Genomic DNA, 14,462 nt, shown 5'->3' with positions numbered 1-14,462 from the left:
CGACTGGTCCGGAAGTACCTGCGTACGCAGGTCCCACCGGATCCGGTCGCCCTGGTCACGCGGCCGAATCGGGACCTGTGGTCCTTGACCGCCCGGACCGGCGAACCGAGCATCGCCGGCACAGCAGGGCCGCGCGGTCGCGCCGGCCGGTCGGGCGGCGTGCCGGGCCGGGGGTGCGGCGGCGCCGCCGCCGGAGACGCCATGCCTGCACCGGTCCGTCCCGACCCGCCCGCCGCGCCCGGGGTCCGGCCCGACCACGCCGAGGCCACCGCGCTCGCCCGCGCCGCGGGCGGATCCGGGATCGTGTTCGCCGCCCTGTTCGTCGTGGCGCTGGTCCTGGTGTCGCAGGGCCCCGGCCTCGACGCCCCCGACGACGCCTACACCGCCTTCTTCACCACGGGCCGCGACTCGCTGCTGGTCTCCGTCGGGCTCTACGTGGTGCCCTTCGCCGGGATCGCGTTCCTGTGGCACATGGTTGCGACCCGGACGTACCTGCAGGTCATCGCGCCGCGCTCGTGGGCGCGGATCCCGCACTGGCTGCACCTGGCCTCGGGTGTCGTGTTCGTGTCCCTGCTCTTCGCCGGCACCGCCACCGCCGGCGGTGCCGCGCTGCTCACCCGCTTCTCTTCCGCCGCGCCCCCGCCGCCCGACGTCGTCCGCACCCTGATGACCGTCGGCTTCACCATGGTGTTCGTCTACGGCGTGCGGGCCGCCGGCATGTTCATGATCACCACGACCAGCGGGCTGGGCCGCGCGCTCCCCCGGCCGCTCGCCGTCGTCTTCTACCTGGCCGCGGCGTTCCTGCTGGTCAGCACCACGTTCCATCCCTCGGTCCTGCTGGTGTTCCCCGGCTGGGTGCTCGTGCTGAGCGTCCTGCTGCTGGTGCGCCGCCCGGGGCACGAGGACGGCCGTCCGAAGGAGGACCCCGATGAGCAGTGAGACCGGCACCGGCGCCCAGGGCGTCGTCACGATCGACGAGCTGCCCGGCCCGCACCCGTTGCCCCTGCTCGGGAATCTCCTCGACATCGACAGTGCCGCCCCGATGGACGGTTTCCTGCGGATGGCGAAGGAGTACGGCCCGATCTACCGGCTCAGCATGCCGAGCGGGTCACGACTGATGCTCTCCGGCGCCGAGCTGGCCCAGGAGGTGTTCGACGACACCCGCTTCGACAAGGCGCTGGGCGGCGGGCTCGCCCAGCTCAGCGCGGGGCCGATCGGGAACGGGCTGTTCACCTCCGAGACCGACGACCCGCTTTGGCACCGGGCGCACGAGATCCTCATGGCGCCCTTCTCGATGCGAGCGATGCGGGACTACGTGCCGCGGATGGTCGACATCGCCGACCAGCTCATGGAGAAGTGGGCCCGGCTCAACCCCGGCGAGGAGGTCGACGTCCCGGCCGACATGACCCGGCTGACCCTCGACACGATCGCGCTCTGCGGGTTCGGCTACCGGTTCAACTCCTTCTACCGCGACACCCCGCACCCCTTCGTCCAGGCCATGACCCGCGTGCTGGCCGAGGCGCAGGGCCGGCAACGCAATCTGCCCATCCAGAACCGGCTGCGCGTGCGTGCCCAGCGGCAGCTCGAGGAGGACGCGACCTTCATGAGCGACCTGGTCGACGGGCTGGTGCGCGAGCGCCGGGCCCAGGGCGAGGCCGCCGACGACACCGATCTGCTGGGCCGCATGCTCGTCGGCCGCACACGCGACGGCGAGTCGCTGCCGGACGAGAACATCCGCGCGCAGTGCATCACGTTCCTCATCGCCGGCCACGAGACGACGTCCGGCCTGCTCTCCTTCGCGATCTACGAGCTGCTGAAGAACCCCGAGGCGGCGCAGCGGGCACGCGACGAGGTCGACGACGTCCTCGGCGACGACGCCGCGCCGACCTTCGAGCAGATCGGCCGGCTCCGGTACGTCCGCCAGGTGCTCGACGAGACGCTGCGGCTCTGGCCGACCGCGCCCGGCTTCACCCGCCGGCCCCGCGAGGACACGGTGATCGGGGGCCGGTACGCGATCCCGGCCGGCACACCGGTCACGGTGCTGGCCGGCGCGCTGCACCGGGACACCGCGGTCTGGGACGATCCGGAGCGGTTCGACCCCGACCGCATGGCCGCGGACAAGCTCGCGGCCCTCCCGCCGAACGCCTACAAGCCCTTCGGGACCGGTCAGCGGGCCTGCATCGGGCGGCAGTTCGCCCTGCAGGAGGCCACGCTGGTGCTCGGCATGATGCTGCAGCGTTTCGAGTTCGAGGACCACCTCGACTACCAGCTGCACACCAAGACGACCCTGACCGTGAAGCCCGACGACTTCCGGATCCTGGTCCGCCCCCGCGAGGGCCGCACCCTCCGCGCGGCCCCGGCCGCGACCGGCGCAGGCACCGCGGTCGCGCAGGAGGCCGTGCCCGTCGGCGCGCCGGAGCCGCTCGTGGCCAAGCACGGCACCCCGCTCGTGGTGCTGTTCGGCTCCAACCTCGGCACGGCGGAGTCGCTGGCCACGACCCTCGCGGGCGAGGGCACCGCGCGCGGGTTCGACGTGACCCTCGGCCCGCTCGACGACCACGTCGGCGCGCTGCCGGGGAAGGGCGCGGCGATCGTCGTCAGCTCCTCGTACAACGGGACCCCGCCGGACAACGCCGCGGCGTTCTGCTCGTGGCTCGCCGGTCCCGACGCCCGGGTGCCCGGCACGGCGTTCGCCGTGTTCGGGTGCGGCGACAGCGAGTGGGCCGGGACCTACCAGGCGGTGCCGACCCGGCTCGACGAGGGCCTGGCCGCGGCGGGTGGGCGGCGCGTCCACCCGCGGGCCGGCGGCGACGCCAGCGGCGACTTCGACGCCGCCTACCGCGACTGGCACGCGGGGCTGTGGGCCGACCTCGCCCGGTCGCTCGACCTGCCCGAGGAGGTCGGCGCCGACCTGCGGCACGGCCCGCGGCTGACCGTCACGCTCACGAACCGGCAGGTCACCAACCCGGTCGTGCTCTCCTACCACGCGCGACCGGGCCGCGTCACGGCCAACCGCGAGATGATCCTCGGGACGAACGGCAAGCCGCCGGAGCGCTCGACCCGGCACGTGGAGATCGCGCTCCCCGAGGGCGTGACCTACGGCGCGGGCGACCACCTCGGGGTGTTGCCGCGCAACGGGATCGGTCCCGTCCGCCGGGTGATCGCGCACTTCGGCCTCGACGGGGCGCAGTACGCCACGATCATCCCGACCGGGACGGCGCCGACCCACCTGCCGGTCGACGAGCCCGCCCCGCTGCTCGGGGTGCTGGCCACCTGCGTGGAGCTGCAGGACGTGGCGACGCGCGGTGACGTCGAGACCCTCGCCCGGTACACCGAGGACCCGGCCGCGAAGGCCGAGCTCGAGGCGCTCGCCGGGGACGGGTACCGCGCGGGTGTGGCCGAGCCGTACCGCTCGGTGCTCGACCTGCTCGAGGCGTTCCCCGCGTGCGACCTGCCCTTCGCGGAGTTCCTCGACCTGATGCCCCCGCTGCGGCCGCGGTACTACTCGATCTCCTCGTCGCCGCGGGCGGAGGACACGGCGAGCACGGAATGCAGCATCACCGTCGGGGTGGTGCGCGGGCCGGCCCGCTCGGGGTCGGGCGTCTACCGCGGCACGTGCTCCGGGCACCTGGCGGAGCTGCCGGAACAGGGCACGGCGTTCGTGTTCGTGCGCAAGCCGACGATCGCCTTCCGGCCGCCGGCCGACCCCAGCACCCCGATGATCATGATCGGGGCCGGGACCGGGCTCGCGCCGTTCCGCGGGTTCCTGCAGGACCGGGCCGCCGACGCGGCGGAGGGCCGGACCGTCGGGCGGTCGCTGTTGTTCTTCGGCTGCCGCAGCCCCGAGACCGACGAGCTCTACGCCGACGAGCTGCGGAGGCTCGAGGAACAGGGCCTCGTGCACGTCGTCCCGGCGTACTCGCGGTGGGCCGGCGGCCCGCGGCAGTACGTGCAGGAGTCGATGCTCGAGCACGCCGACGAGGTGTGGGAGCTGCTGCAGCAGGGCGCCGCGGTGTTCGTGTGCGGCAACGCCTCGACCATCGCGCCCGGGGTGCGGGCGGCGCTGCGGCAGGTGTTCCGGGACCGGACGGGCGCGTCCGAGGCCGACGCCGACGCGTGGCTGGCCGGGCTGCGCGCCGCCGACCGGTTCCTGGAGGACATCTGGGGCGGCGGCACCGGCTGACCCGGCCCGACGACGTCGGCGCGAGAACGCCGCCGGCCCCGCGAACGATGCGTCGCGGGGCCGGCGGCGGGTCTACGGAGGCGGCGTCAGAGCTCGCGGGAGGCGCGCAGCCGCGCGAGGGCCTCCTCGAGGATGGCCGCGCCGTCCTCGTCCGAGCGGCGCTCCTTCACGTAGGCGAGGTGCGTCTTGTACGGCTCGTTGCGCGGCGCGGCGGGCGGCGAGGCCTGCTCGCGACCGGCAGGGAGGCCGCAGCGCGGGCAGTCCCAGAACTCCGGGATCTCCGCCTCGGCGGCGAACGACGGCCGGGTCTCGTGACCGTTGGCGCAGAAGTACGGGATCCGGGCCCGGGGTGCGGTCTCACCCCGCTCGGACTCGCCCATCGGGCCGGCCCCGACCCGGGTACCGCGGATCGCGTTGCCGCCGGACATCGCCATGGTGCTCTCCTCCGCTCGACGCCGCTGTGGTGCAGGGCGTGACTGCAGGGCGTTCGGTCAGGCCCCGACCTTGACCAGCAGGCCGGTCCCGATGATGGCGACCAGCCAGATCGCCGCGGTGAACAGCGTCAGCCGGTCCAGGTTCTTCTCGACGACACTCGACCCCGAGAGGCTCGACTGCACACCGCCGCCGAAGAGGCTCGACAGCCCGCCTCCGCGCCCGCGGTGCAGCAGGATCAGCAGCACCAGCACGACGCTGGACACGATCAGCACGATCTGGAGCGCCAGGATCATCCCGTTCTCATCCGCCCTCTCGAAGCCCGGCAGGGGTGTCCACTGTAACCGGCGCCGCTCGCCCGCTCCCCCCGGGCCGTGTTCCGTGGGTCGCCAGGGGCGGGCGGTGCGTTACCGGACCGCCGATCGCACCCCGCCGACCGTTCAACGGCTGGTGCGCACCCGGGGTTCCCCGGACCCCGAGAACGGACGACGCCCCCGCTCCCGGGAAGGAGCGAGGGCGCCGCCGGTCGGTCGGACGCCGGACGCCACCGGCTACGGCAGCGGGCCGCCCGCGGCGATCGCGCAGAGCTGGGCGAACTCCTCCGCGTCGAGCGAGGCCCCGCCGACGAGCGCGCCGTCGACGTCCGCCTCGGCCACGATCTCGCCGACGTTCTTCGCCTTCACCGAGCCGCCGTAGAGGATCCGCAGCGCGTCGGCGACCTGGTCGCCGTACTTCTCGCGGACCGCCTCACGCAGCGCGTGGCAGACCTCCTGCGCGTCGGCCGGGCTGGCCACCTTGCCGGTGCCGATCGCCCAGATCGGCTCGTAGGCCACGACGACCTGGCCGATCTGCTCGGCCGTGACCTTCTCCAGGGCCGCGACCAGCTGCGCGGTCGTGTGCGCGACCTGCGCACCGGACTCGCGGACGTCGAGACCCTCGCCGACGCAGAGGATCGGCTGGAGGCCGTGCTTCAGCGCGGCGCGCACCTTGGCGTTGACGACGCCGTCGTCCTCGCCGTGTATCTCCCGCCGCTCCGAGTGGCCGACCACCACGTACGTGCAGCCGAGTTTGGCGAGCATCGCGCCCGACACGTCGCCGGTGTAGGCCCCCGAGTCGTGCGGTGACAGGTCCTGCGCGCCGTGGACCAGCTCGAGCTGGTCCCCGTCGATCAGGGTCTGGACGGTGCGGATGTCCGTGAACGGTGGGATCACCGCCACGTCGACGTGGCCGTAGTACTTCTCCGGCAGCGTGAAGGCGATCTTCTGAACCAGCCCGATGGCCTCGAGGTGGTTGAGGTTCATCTTCCAGTTGCCCGCGATGAGCGGCTTGCGTGCCATCAGCGCTCCAGGACCGCGACGCCGGGGAGGGACTTGCCCTCCAGGAACTCCAGGGACGCCCCGCCACCGGTGGAGATGTGCGAGAAGCCGTCCTCGGGCAGGCCCAGCGCGCGCACGGCGGCCGCGGAGTCCCCGCCGCCGACCACACTGAACGCGCCGGACTTCGCGGTGGCGTCGACGATCGCCTGCGCCACGCCGCGCGTGCCCTCGGCGAAGGGTGCCATCTCGAACACGCCCATCGGCCCGTTCCAAAAGACCGTCCTCGCCCCGGCCAGCACGGACGCGAACTCCCGCACCGACTCCGGGCCGATGTCCAGGCCCATCCAGCCGTCCTCGATCGCGTCGACCGGGACGGTCTTGGTGGCGGCGTCGGCCGCGAACCTGTCCGCGACCACGACGTCCGTCGGCAGCACGATCTTCCCGGACTCCAGGAGCTTGCGGGACGTGTCGATCTGGTCGGACTCGAGCAGCGACGAGCCCACGCCGTAGCCCTGGGCGGCCAGGAAGGTGAAGCACATCCCGCCGCCGACGAGCAGCGAGTCGACCTTCGGCAGCAGCGCCTCGATCACGGCGAGCTTGTCGGACACCTTCGACCCGCCGAGCACGACCGCGTACGGCCGCTCCGGGTCCCCGGTCAGCTTCTGCAGCACCTCGACCTCGGACAGGACCAGCCCGCCCGCGTAGGCGGGGAGGTCCTGCGCCACGTCGTACACCGAGGTCTGCTTGCGGTGCACCACGCCGAAGCCGTCCGACACGAACGCGGCGTCCGGCCCGACGAGGTCGACGAGCTCACGGGCGAACTCGGCCCGCTGGTCGTCGTCCTTGCTGGTCTCGCGCGGGTCGAACCGGATGTTCTCCAGCAACGCGACCTGACCGTCGGCGAGGTCCGGGCGCTTCCCGTGCGGGACGAGCGCGACCTCCTTGCCGAGCAGCTCGCCGAGCCGTGTCGCCACCGGGGCCAGCGAGTACTTCGCGTCGGCCCCGCCCTTCGGCCGGCCGAGGTGCGCGGTGACGAGGACCCGGGCCCCGGCGTCGGCCAGGGTCGAGATCGTCGGCACGGACGCGCGGATGCGGCCGTCGTCGGTGATGGTCTCGCCGTCGAGCGGGACGTTCAGGTCCGAGCGCACCAGCACGGCACGCCCGCTCACGCCCTCGGAGACGAGGTCGGAGACGGTCCTCACAGCTTCGACGCCACCAGCGCGGTGATGTCGGCGAGGCGGTTCGAGTAGCCCCACTCGTTGTCGTACCAGCCGACGATCTTGACCTGGTTGCCGATCACCTTGGTCAGGCCCGCGTCGAAGATGCAGGAGTGCGGGTCCGTCACGATGTCCGCCGACACGATCGGGTCCTCGGTGTACTTGAGGACGCCCTGCAGCGGGCCCTCGGCGGCCGCCTTCATCGCGGCGTTGACCTCCTCGACCGTGGTCTCGCGCCCCACCTCGGCGGTGAGGTCGGTGGCCGAGCCGGTGGGGATCGGCACGCGCAGCGCGTAGCCGTCGAGCTTGCCCTTGAGGTGCGGCAGGACCAGCGAGATCGCCTTGGCCGCACCGGTCGAGGTCGGCACGATGTTGATCGCGGCGGCCCGGGCGCGGCGCAGGTCCTTGTGCGGGCCGTCCTGCAGGTTCTGGTCCTGCGTGTAGGCGTGGATCGTGGTCATCAGACCCTTCTCGATCCCCACCAGGTCGTCGAGCACCTTCGCCATCGGCGCGAGGCAGTTGGTGGTGCAGGACGCGTTCGAGACGATCGTCTGCGAGCCGTCGTACGCCGAGTCGTTGACGCCCTTGACCACGGTCAGGTCCTCGCCGGTGGCCGGCGCGGAGATGACCACCTTCTTGGCGCCCGCGTCGAGGTGCTTGGCGGCGGCCTCCCGCTTGGTGAACAGGCCGGTGGACTCGACCACGACGTCGACGCCGAGGTCCTTCCACGGCAGCTCGGCCGGGTCCCGGTACGCCAGGCTCTTGATCGGCTTGCCGTCGACGACGATGTCCTCGCCCTCGGTGCTCACCGCGTACGGGAGCCGCCCGAGGATCGAGTCGTACTTGAGCAGGTGAGCGAGCGTCGCGTTGTCGGTGAGGTCGTTCACCGCCACGATCTCGATGTCGCTCGTGCCGGCGGCGCGCTGGGCGTCCACCGCCCGCCAGAAGTTGCGGCCGATGCGGCCGAAGCCGTTCACGCCTACCCGGACCGTCACACGAACCTCCACTGGTGTCGTCTTGGGGATCGGGCCAACCCTAGCGGCATCGGCGGCGCTTCACAGGGGCCCCGCGGGCGTGACCTGCGCGGCATTTGCGCAGGTCGGTGCCCACGTGGGTGCGTCCTGGGTCACGCCTCCTCGAGCATCTCCGGGGTGACCGCGGACTCGGTGTCGGGGATCCCCAGGTCGGCGGCGCGCTTGTCCGCCATGTGCAGCAACCTGCGGATCCGCCCCGCCACGGCGTCCTTCGTCATCGGCGGGTCGGCGAGCTGGCCGAGCTCCTCCAACGACGCCTGGGTGTGCTCGGCCCGCAGCCTGCCCGCGGCGAGCAGGTGGTCCGGGACGTCCTCGCCGAGGATCTCCAGCGCGCGCCGGACCCGGGCCGCCGCGGCGACCGCGGCGCGGGCCGAGCGGCGAAGGTTGGCGTCGTCGAAGTTGGCGAGCCGGTTGGCGGTGGCCCGGACCTCGCGGCGCATCCGCCGCTCCTCCCACGCCATCACGGACTCGTGCGCGCCCATCCGGGTGAGCAGGGCGCCGATGGCGTCCCCGTCCCGGACGACGACCCGGTCCGCCCCGCGCACCTCGCGCGCCTTCGCCGTGACCCCGAGCCGGCGGGCCGAGCCGACCAGCGCCAGCGCGGCCTCCGGACCGGGGCAGGTCACCTCCAGCGCGGAGCTGCGCCCGGGCTCGGTGAGCGAGCCGTGCGCGAGGAACGCGCCGCGCCAGGCGGCCTCGGCGTCGTCCAGGTCGCCGGAGACGACGGCGGGCGGCAGTCCCCGCACCGGCCGGCCGCGCTGGTCGAGCAGGCCGGTCTGGCGGGCGAGGCCCTCGCCGTCGCGCACCACGCGGATCACGTACCGGTTGCCGCGGCGCAGCCCGCCGGCGGTGATGACGTGCGCCTCGACCTGGTGGCCGTAGAGGTCGTGGATCTCCTTGCGCAGCCGGCGCGCGACGGAGCCGGTGTCGACCTCGGCCTCGATCACCACGCGGCCGCCCACGATGTGCAGGCCCCCGGCGAACCTGAGCAGCGACGCGACCTCGGCCCGCCGGCAGGAGGGCTTCGTCACGGTGAGCCTGCTGAGCTCGTCCTTCACCGCCGCGGTCATCGCCATGCCGTGCGCCTCCCCCTCCGGTCCGTCCGCACACCCCGCGCGTGCGCCTGCCCCCTCATGCCCGCCTCCCGGCCGGCATCGGTGCGGACGCCGCCAGGACCTCCCGCAGCGCCGCCGCCAACGCCGCCGGCTCGTGCCGCGGCACGAGCGGGTCCTCCGCCGCGACCGGGGCGAGATGCACCCGGCCGCCGGGTCCCATCATCGCCCGTGCCGCCCGGCGCAGCCGATGGGGTACCGCGACCGCCGCCACGTCGGCCAGCACGGCGTCCACCCGCAGCTCGGGTGCATGCGCCGCCAGCACCGCCAGGTGCTGCTCCGGCGAGAAGTCCGCCGTCTCCCCCGGCTCCGGCGCGAGGTTCAGCACCACGACCCGCCGGGCGGCCGTCTCGTGCAGGGCCTCGCGCAGCCCCGGGACCAGCAGGTGCGGCAGCACGCTGGTGAACCAGGAGCCGGGGCCGAGCAGCACCAGGTCCGCCAGGCGGACGGCCTCGACCGCCTGTTCGCAGGCCGGCGGCCGGTCCGGGTGCAGCCACACCCGTTCGACCCGGCCCGGGGTCGACGCCACCGCAACCTGGCCGCGGATCCGGTGGAGGCGCCCGGGGTGGGTCTCGTCGAGCCCGCTGACCTCGGCCTCCATGTCCAGCGGCACCCGGCTCATGGGCAGCACCCGGCCGCGGACGCCGAGCAGGCGGCAGACCTCGTCGAGCGCCTCCACCGGGTCGTCGAGGATCTCCATGAGCCCGGCCAGCAGGAGGTTGCCCACGGCGTGCCCGGCCAGGGCGCCCGTGCCGCCGAAGCGGTGCTGGACGAGCTCGGCCCAGCGGCGGCCGCCGTCGTCGTGGGCGGCGAGCGCGACGAGTGCCATCCGCAGGTCGCCCGGGGGCAGCAGGCCGCCCAGCTCGCGGCGGATCCGGCCGGACGAGCCGCCGTCGTCGGCCACCGTGACCACGGCGGTGACGTCGGCGACCTCGGACATGTGGCGCAGCGCGGACAGGGTCGCGGACAGGCCGTGCCCGCCGCCGAGGGCGACGGCGCGCAGGCCGCTGCGGCCCTCCTCGCCGTCCCCGCCGTCCTCGCGCTGTCCCGGCACCCGGGCCGTCCTTCCCGGGCCCGTCACTCGCGGCCCAGGTCGCGGTGCGTCACGCTCACCGCGACCTCCTCGGCGCCCGCCAGCCGCCGGGCCAGCTCCTCGCTGATCGCCACGCTGCGGTGCTTGCCGCCCGTGCAGCCCACCGACACGGCCAGGTACCGCTTGCCCTCGCGCCGGTAGCCCGCGCCGACCAGGGTCAGCAGCTCGACGTAGCGGCGGAGGAACTCCTCCGCGCCCTCCTGGGAGAGCACGTAGTCCCGCACGTCCGCGTCCCGCCCGGTGTGCTCGCGCAGCTCGGGGATCCAGTGCGGGTTCGGCAGGAACCGCATGTCCACGACCAGGTCGGAGTCCATCGGCAGGCCGTACTTGTAGCCGAAGGACAGGAAGTTCACCCGGGTCGGTTCCGGGGCACCGGTCTCGAAGCCCTGCTCGATCCGGGAACGCAGCTGGTGCACCGACAGGGTGGACGTGTCGACGAGCAGGTCCGCGTTCTCCCGCAGTGGGCGCAGCAGCTCCCGCTCGGCGGTGATGCCGTCGACCAGCCGGCCCGCACCCTGGAGCGGGTGGCTGCGGCGGTTCTGCTCGAACCGGCGCACGAGCACCGCGTCGGAGGCCTCGAGGAACAGCAGCCGGGGCTTGTAGCCGCGGGCGTCGAGGTCGCGGATCACCGCGCTCAGGTCGCGGGTGAACGCCCGGCTGCGGACGTCCATGACGACCGCGATGCGCGTGACCTCACCGCTGGAGCGCGCGCCGAGGTCGACCATCGTCTCGATCAGCTCGGGCGGCAGGTTGTCCACCACGAACCAGCCGAGGTCCTCCAGCACCTTCGCCGCGGTGCTGCGGCCCGCCCCGGACAGGCCGCTGACCAGCGCGACCTCGATCCCGGACGGCACGGGGCCGCCCTCCGTCGGTGTGGTCCCCGGAGCCACGGCCGGTGCCGTGTCCGCCGTCGTCGGTTCGCCGTCCTTCACCGGCCGGGCGCCCCCTCCGCGCTCGTTCCCGCTGTCCGCTGTCCGTCCGCTCCGTGTCCGGCCCGGTGCTCGGAGTGATGTTCGTCCCCCCGGGCCTCCGGGTTACCGCCGTCGGCTCGAGCCTCGCCGGCCGGGTGGAGGGCGGCGACCACCGCCTCGGCCGTCCGGCGGCCGAATCCGGGCAGGCCGGCGATCTCGTCGACCTCCGCGGCCCGGATCTTCCGCATCGAGCCGAAGTGCTTGAGCAGGGCCTGCCGCCGGGCCGGGCCGAGACCCGGCACCCCGTCGAGCTCGGAGGCCACCATGCTCTTGGAACGACGCTGGCGGTGGTAGGTGATGGCGAAGCGGTGCGCCTCGTCCCGCGCCCGCTGCAGCAGGTACAGCGCCTCGCTGGTCCGGGACAGGATGACCGGGTCCGGGTCGCCGGGCAGCCAGACCTCCTCCAGGCGCTTCGCCAGCCCGCAGAGCGCCACGTCGTGGATGCCGAGGTCCGCCAGCACGTCCGCGGCCGCCTCGACCTGCGGCTGCCCGCCGTCGACCACCAGGAGGTTCGGGGCGTAGGCGAACTTCTTCGGCCGGCCGGTCGTCGGGTCGATGCCGGTGCGGACCTTCGGCATGGACTCGTCCTCGCCCGGCTCGGGTCCCCCGGCCCCTTCCGTCTCCCCGGTTCCGGCCGGCTCCTCGGCCCCGTCGCGGTTCTCCGAGAGGTAGCGGCGGAACCGCCGCCGCACCACCTCGGCGATCGACGCGACGTCGCCGCCCTGGGCGCCGTCGCGGACCTCGAAGCGGCGGTAGTCGGACTTCTTGGCCAGCCCGTCCTCGAACACCACCAGCGAGGCGACGACGTTGGTGCCCTGGACGTGGCTGACGTCGATGCACTCGATCCGCAGCGGCGCCTGGTCCAGGCCCAGGGCCTCCTGCAGCTCCTGCAACGCCGCCGACCGGGCCGTGAGGTCCCCGGCACGGCGCAGCTTGTGCTGGGTGAACGCCTCCTTGGCGTTGCGCTCGACGGTCTCGGCGAGCGCCCGCTTGTCGCCGCGGTGGGCCACCCGCAGCCGCACGCGGGACCCGCGCAGCCCGGTGAGCCACTCCTCCAGGGCGTCGGCCTCCGGCGGCAGCTCGGGGACCAGGATCTCCTTCGGCACCGGCTGCGAGGCGTCGTCCGCCGCCTCGGCCAGGGCGGCCTGCTCGCCGTAGAACTGCGTGACGAACCGTTCGACGAGCGCGGCGGTGTCCGCGGTCTCGTCCGTCTTGTCGATCACCCAGCCGCGCTGCCCGCGGACCCGGCCACCGCGCACGTGGAAGACCTGGACGGCCGCCTCGAGCTCGTCCTGCGCGAACGCGACGACGTCGGCGTCCGTGCCGTCGCCGAGCACCACGGCCTGCCGCTCCATGGCCCGCTTGAGCGCGCCCACGTCGTCCCGCAGGCGGGCGGCCTTCTCGAACTCCAGGCCCTCGGCCGCCTCCTGCATCCGGCGCTCCAGCTCGCGGATCATGCGGTCGGTGCGCCCGGACAGGAAGTCGCAGAACTCGTCGACGATCCGCCGGTGCTCCTCGGCGTCCACCCGGCCGACGCACGGCGCCGAGCACTTGTCGATGTAGCCGAGCAGGCAGGGCCGGCCGATCTGGCCGTGCCGGCGGAACACGCCCGCGCTGCAGGTCCGGGCCGGGAACACGCGCAGCAGCAGGTCGAGGGTCTCGCGGATGGCCCACGCGTGGGCGTACGGGCCGAAGTAGCGGACGCCCTTGCGCCGCGGGCCGCGGTAGACGTGCAGCCGCGGGTACTCCTCGTTCAGCGTGACCGCGAGCACCGGGTAGGTCTTGTCGTCCCGGTAGCGGACGTTGAACCGCGGGTCGAACTCCTTGATCCAGTTGTACTCGAGCTGGAGGGCCTCGACCTCGGTCCCGACGACCGTCCACTGCACGTGCCCGGCGGTGGTCACCATCTGCCGGGTGCGCGGGTGCAGGCCGGCGATGTCGGCGAAGTAGCTGTTCAGCCGCTGGCGCAGGCTCTTCGCCTTGCCGACGTAGATCACGCGGCCCTGCGGGTCGGAGAAGCGGTACACGCCCGGGGCCTCGGGGATCGTCCCCGGGGCCGGGCGGTAGGTGGCGGGGTCGGGCATGGCCTCCCCAGGGTAGAGCGGCCCCCCGACACGCCGTGCCGCCCGGGCGGTGTCGGGGTCCGGGGGCCGGGGGTGTATCCAACCGGAACTGTCGGTGCGGTCGGGTAGACCGTTCCTCGACCCGAACGGCCGTTCGAAGGAAGGCTCCCCCGATGACCACCGGCACCCCGCTCTCCCCTGCCGCCTCCCCCCGCGCCGACCGGCTCGGCCGGGTGCGCAAGCTGCTGGCCAAGGCCGAACGGGCGGGCACGCCCGAGGAGGCCGAGATCTACAACGCCAAGGCCGTCGAGCTGATGGCGCGGCACGGGATCGACGAGGCCCTGCTCGCGGCCGACGATCCGCGGCGGGACGAGATCGGGATGCTCCGGATCGCGATGGAGGACCCGTACTCGGCCGGCAAGGCGCGGCTGCTGGGGTGGACCGCGGCGGCGCTGCGCTGCCGGTGGGTCATGCACGGCGCCGCCGGGGGGAAGGTCGCCGCGGTCACCGTGTTCGGGTTCGGGTCGGACCGCGAGCGGGTGGAAGTGCTCTACACCTCGCTGCTGCTGCAGGCCACGGGGCAGCTCGTGCGGCTGAGACCGCCCTGGACCGGGGAGTCCGTCGCCGCCTACCGGCGCTCCTGGCTGCAGGGCTTCGCGGCGCAGGTGCACCAGCGGTTGCTGGAGGCCGAGGAGCGGGCGGCCGCGGAGGCGACCGCCGGGGCCGGCGGGGATCGTGCCCGTGCCGCCGGCACCGCGCTGGTGCTGGTCGACCGTGGCGTACAGGTCGACCGGGCCTACGCCGAGGCGTTCCCCCAGCTGTCCCGGGCGCGGCGGCCGTCGCTCTCGGGCAGCGGGTTCGCCGAGGGCGCCGAGGCGGGCCGCCGGGCCGACCTGGGCGGCCGGCGGATCGGCGGTGGTGAGTCCGACGCGGGTGGGTCCGGTGCGGGCGGTGGGTCCGGTGCGGGTGGGTCCGGTGCGGACGGGCCGCGGGGCCTGGAGGCGGGCTGACCGGTCCCGGCACCCCGCCGGGGCTGGCCGG

The 14,462-nt window shown here is 74.0% G+C and carries 12 protein-coding genes; 3 read left to right on the top strand and 9 right to left on the bottom strand.

Translation table 11 applies throughout. The features are described from left to right. The first annotated feature begins 201 nt into the window (after positions 1–201). Positions 202–939, top strand: a complete 738-nt coding sequence (locus LWC33_RS00795; protein ID WP_233302146.1) for a hypothetical protein — start codon at positions 202–204, stop codon at positions 937–939. Continuing rightward, positions 929–4,183, top strand: a complete 3,255-nt coding sequence (locus tag LWC33_RS00790; protein ID WP_233302145.1) for a bifunctional cytochrome P450/NADPH--P450 reductase — start codon at positions 929–931, stop codon at positions 4,181–4,183. Before LWC33_RS00795 ends, LWC33_RS00790 begins: the two co-directional genes overlap by 11 nt. Before the next feature lie 86 nt (positions 4,184–4,269). On the opposite strand, the gene LWC33_RS00785 is transcribed toward LWC33_RS00790, so the two are convergent. From LWC33_RS00785 to uvrC, 9 genes are all read right to left on the bottom strand, one after another. Further along, positions 4,270–4,611, bottom strand: coding sequence for an RNA polymerase-binding protein RbpA (locus tag LWC33_RS00785; RefSeq protein ID WP_233302257.1), 342 nt, complete (start codon positions 4,609–4,611; stop codon positions 4,270–4,272). Positions 4,612–4,674: 63 nt separating this feature from the next. Continuing rightward, a complete protein-coding gene (gene secG, locus LWC33_RS00780; RefSeq protein ID WP_037038713.1) occupies positions 4,675–4,911 on the bottom strand; it encodes a preprotein translocase subunit SecG in 237 nt (78 codons plus the stop codon). Between the two features lie 255 nt (positions 4,912–5,166). Beyond that, complete coding sequence (tpiA, locus tag LWC33_RS00775) at positions 5,167–5,952, bottom strand: triose-phosphate isomerase (protein WP_233302144.1); 786 nt, start codon at positions 5,950–5,952, stop codon at positions 5,167–5,169. Next, on the bottom strand, positions 5,952–7,133 hold the full coding sequence (locus tag LWC33_RS00770) for a phosphoglycerate kinase (protein WP_233302143.1): 1,182 nt from the start codon (positions 7,131–7,133) through the stop codon (positions 5,952–5,954). The genes tpiA and LWC33_RS00770 overlap by 1 nt, the downstream gene beginning before the upstream one ends. Beyond that, on the bottom strand, positions 7,130–8,143 hold the full coding sequence (gene gap / locus LWC33_RS00765) for a type I glyceraldehyde-3-phosphate dehydrogenase (RefSeq protein WP_233302142.1): 1,014 nt from the start codon (positions 8,141–8,143) through the stop codon (positions 7,130–7,132). Before gap ends, LWC33_RS00770 begins: the two co-directional genes overlap by 4 nt. Positions 8,144–8,274: 131 nt before the next feature. Next, positions 8,275–9,258 (bottom strand): DNA-binding protein WhiA, encoded by a 984-nt coding sequence (gene whiA / locus LWC33_RS00760; RefSeq protein WP_233302141.1) that lies wholly within the window; start codon positions 9,256–9,258, stop codon positions 8,275–8,277. A gap of 55 nt (positions 9,259–9,313) precedes the next feature. Next, positions 9,314–10,297 carry a gluconeogenesis factor YvcK family protein gene (locus tag LWC33_RS00755; protein ID WP_233302256.1) on the bottom strand — a complete coding sequence of 328 codons (984 nt, stop codon included), beginning with the start codon at positions 10,295–10,297 and terminating at the stop codon, positions 9,314–9,316. A 74-nt stretch (positions 10,298–10,371) separates the two neighbouring features. Continuing rightward, positions 10,372–11,241, bottom strand: a complete 870-nt coding sequence (rapZ, locus tag LWC33_RS00750; RefSeq protein ID WP_233302140.1) for an RNase adapter RapZ — start codon at positions 11,239–11,241, stop codon at positions 10,372–10,374. A 74-nt stretch (positions 11,242–11,315) separates the two neighbouring features. After that, on the bottom strand, positions 11,316–13,442 hold the full coding sequence (gene uvrC / locus LWC33_RS00745) for an excinuclease ABC subunit UvrC (protein WP_233302139.1): 2,127 nt from the start codon (positions 13,440–13,442) through the stop codon (positions 11,316–11,318). 152 nt (positions 13,443–13,594) lie between these two features. On the opposite strand from uvrC, the gene LWC33_RS00740 reads away from it, so the two are divergent. Next, positions 13,595–14,431, top strand: coding sequence for a DUF2786 domain-containing protein (locus LWC33_RS00740; RefSeq protein WP_233302138.1), 837 nt, complete (start codon positions 13,595–13,597; stop codon positions 14,429–14,431). Positions 14,432–14,462 lie beyond the last annotated feature (31 nt).

The organism is Pseudonocardia terrae (assembly GCF_021343995.1).
Taxonomy (GTDB): Bacteria; Actinomycetota; Actinomycetes; order Mycobacteriales; family Pseudonocardiaceae; genus Pseudonocardia; species Pseudonocardia terrae.
This window is presented reverse-complemented; position numbering and strand designations above follow the sequence as displayed.

Coding starts and splice junctions, on each gene's coding strand:
- secG (WP_037038713.1), bottom strand. CDS start 4,911: ATGATCCTGGCGCTCCAGATCGTGCTGATCGTGTCCAGCGTCGTGCTG.
- whiA (WP_233302141.1), bottom strand. CDS start 9,258: ATGGCGATGACCGCGGCGGTGAAGGACGAGCTCAGCAGGCTCACCGTG.
- LWC33_RS00740 (WP_233302138.1), top strand. CDS start 13,595: ATGACCACCGGCACCCCGCTCTCCCCTGCCGCCTCCCCCCGCGCCGAC.
- LWC33_RS00785 (WP_233302257.1), bottom strand. CDS start 4,611: ATGTCCGGCGGCAACGCGATCCGCGGTACCCGGGTCGGGGCCGGCCCG.
- LWC33_RS00790 (WP_233302145.1), top strand. CDS start 929: ATGAGCAGTGAGACCGGCACCGGCGCCCAGGGCGTCGTCACGATCGAC.
- uvrC (WP_233302139.1), bottom strand. CDS start 13,442: ATGCCCGACCCCGCCACCTACCGCCCGGCCCCGGGGACGATCCCCGAG.
- tpiA (WP_233302144.1), bottom strand. CDS start 5,952: ATGGCACGCAAGCCGCTCATCGCGGGCAACTGGAAGATGAACCTCAAC.
- LWC33_RS00795 (WP_233302146.1), top strand. CDS start 202: ATGCCTGCACCGGTCCGTCCCGACCCGCCCGCCGCGCCCGGGGTCCGG.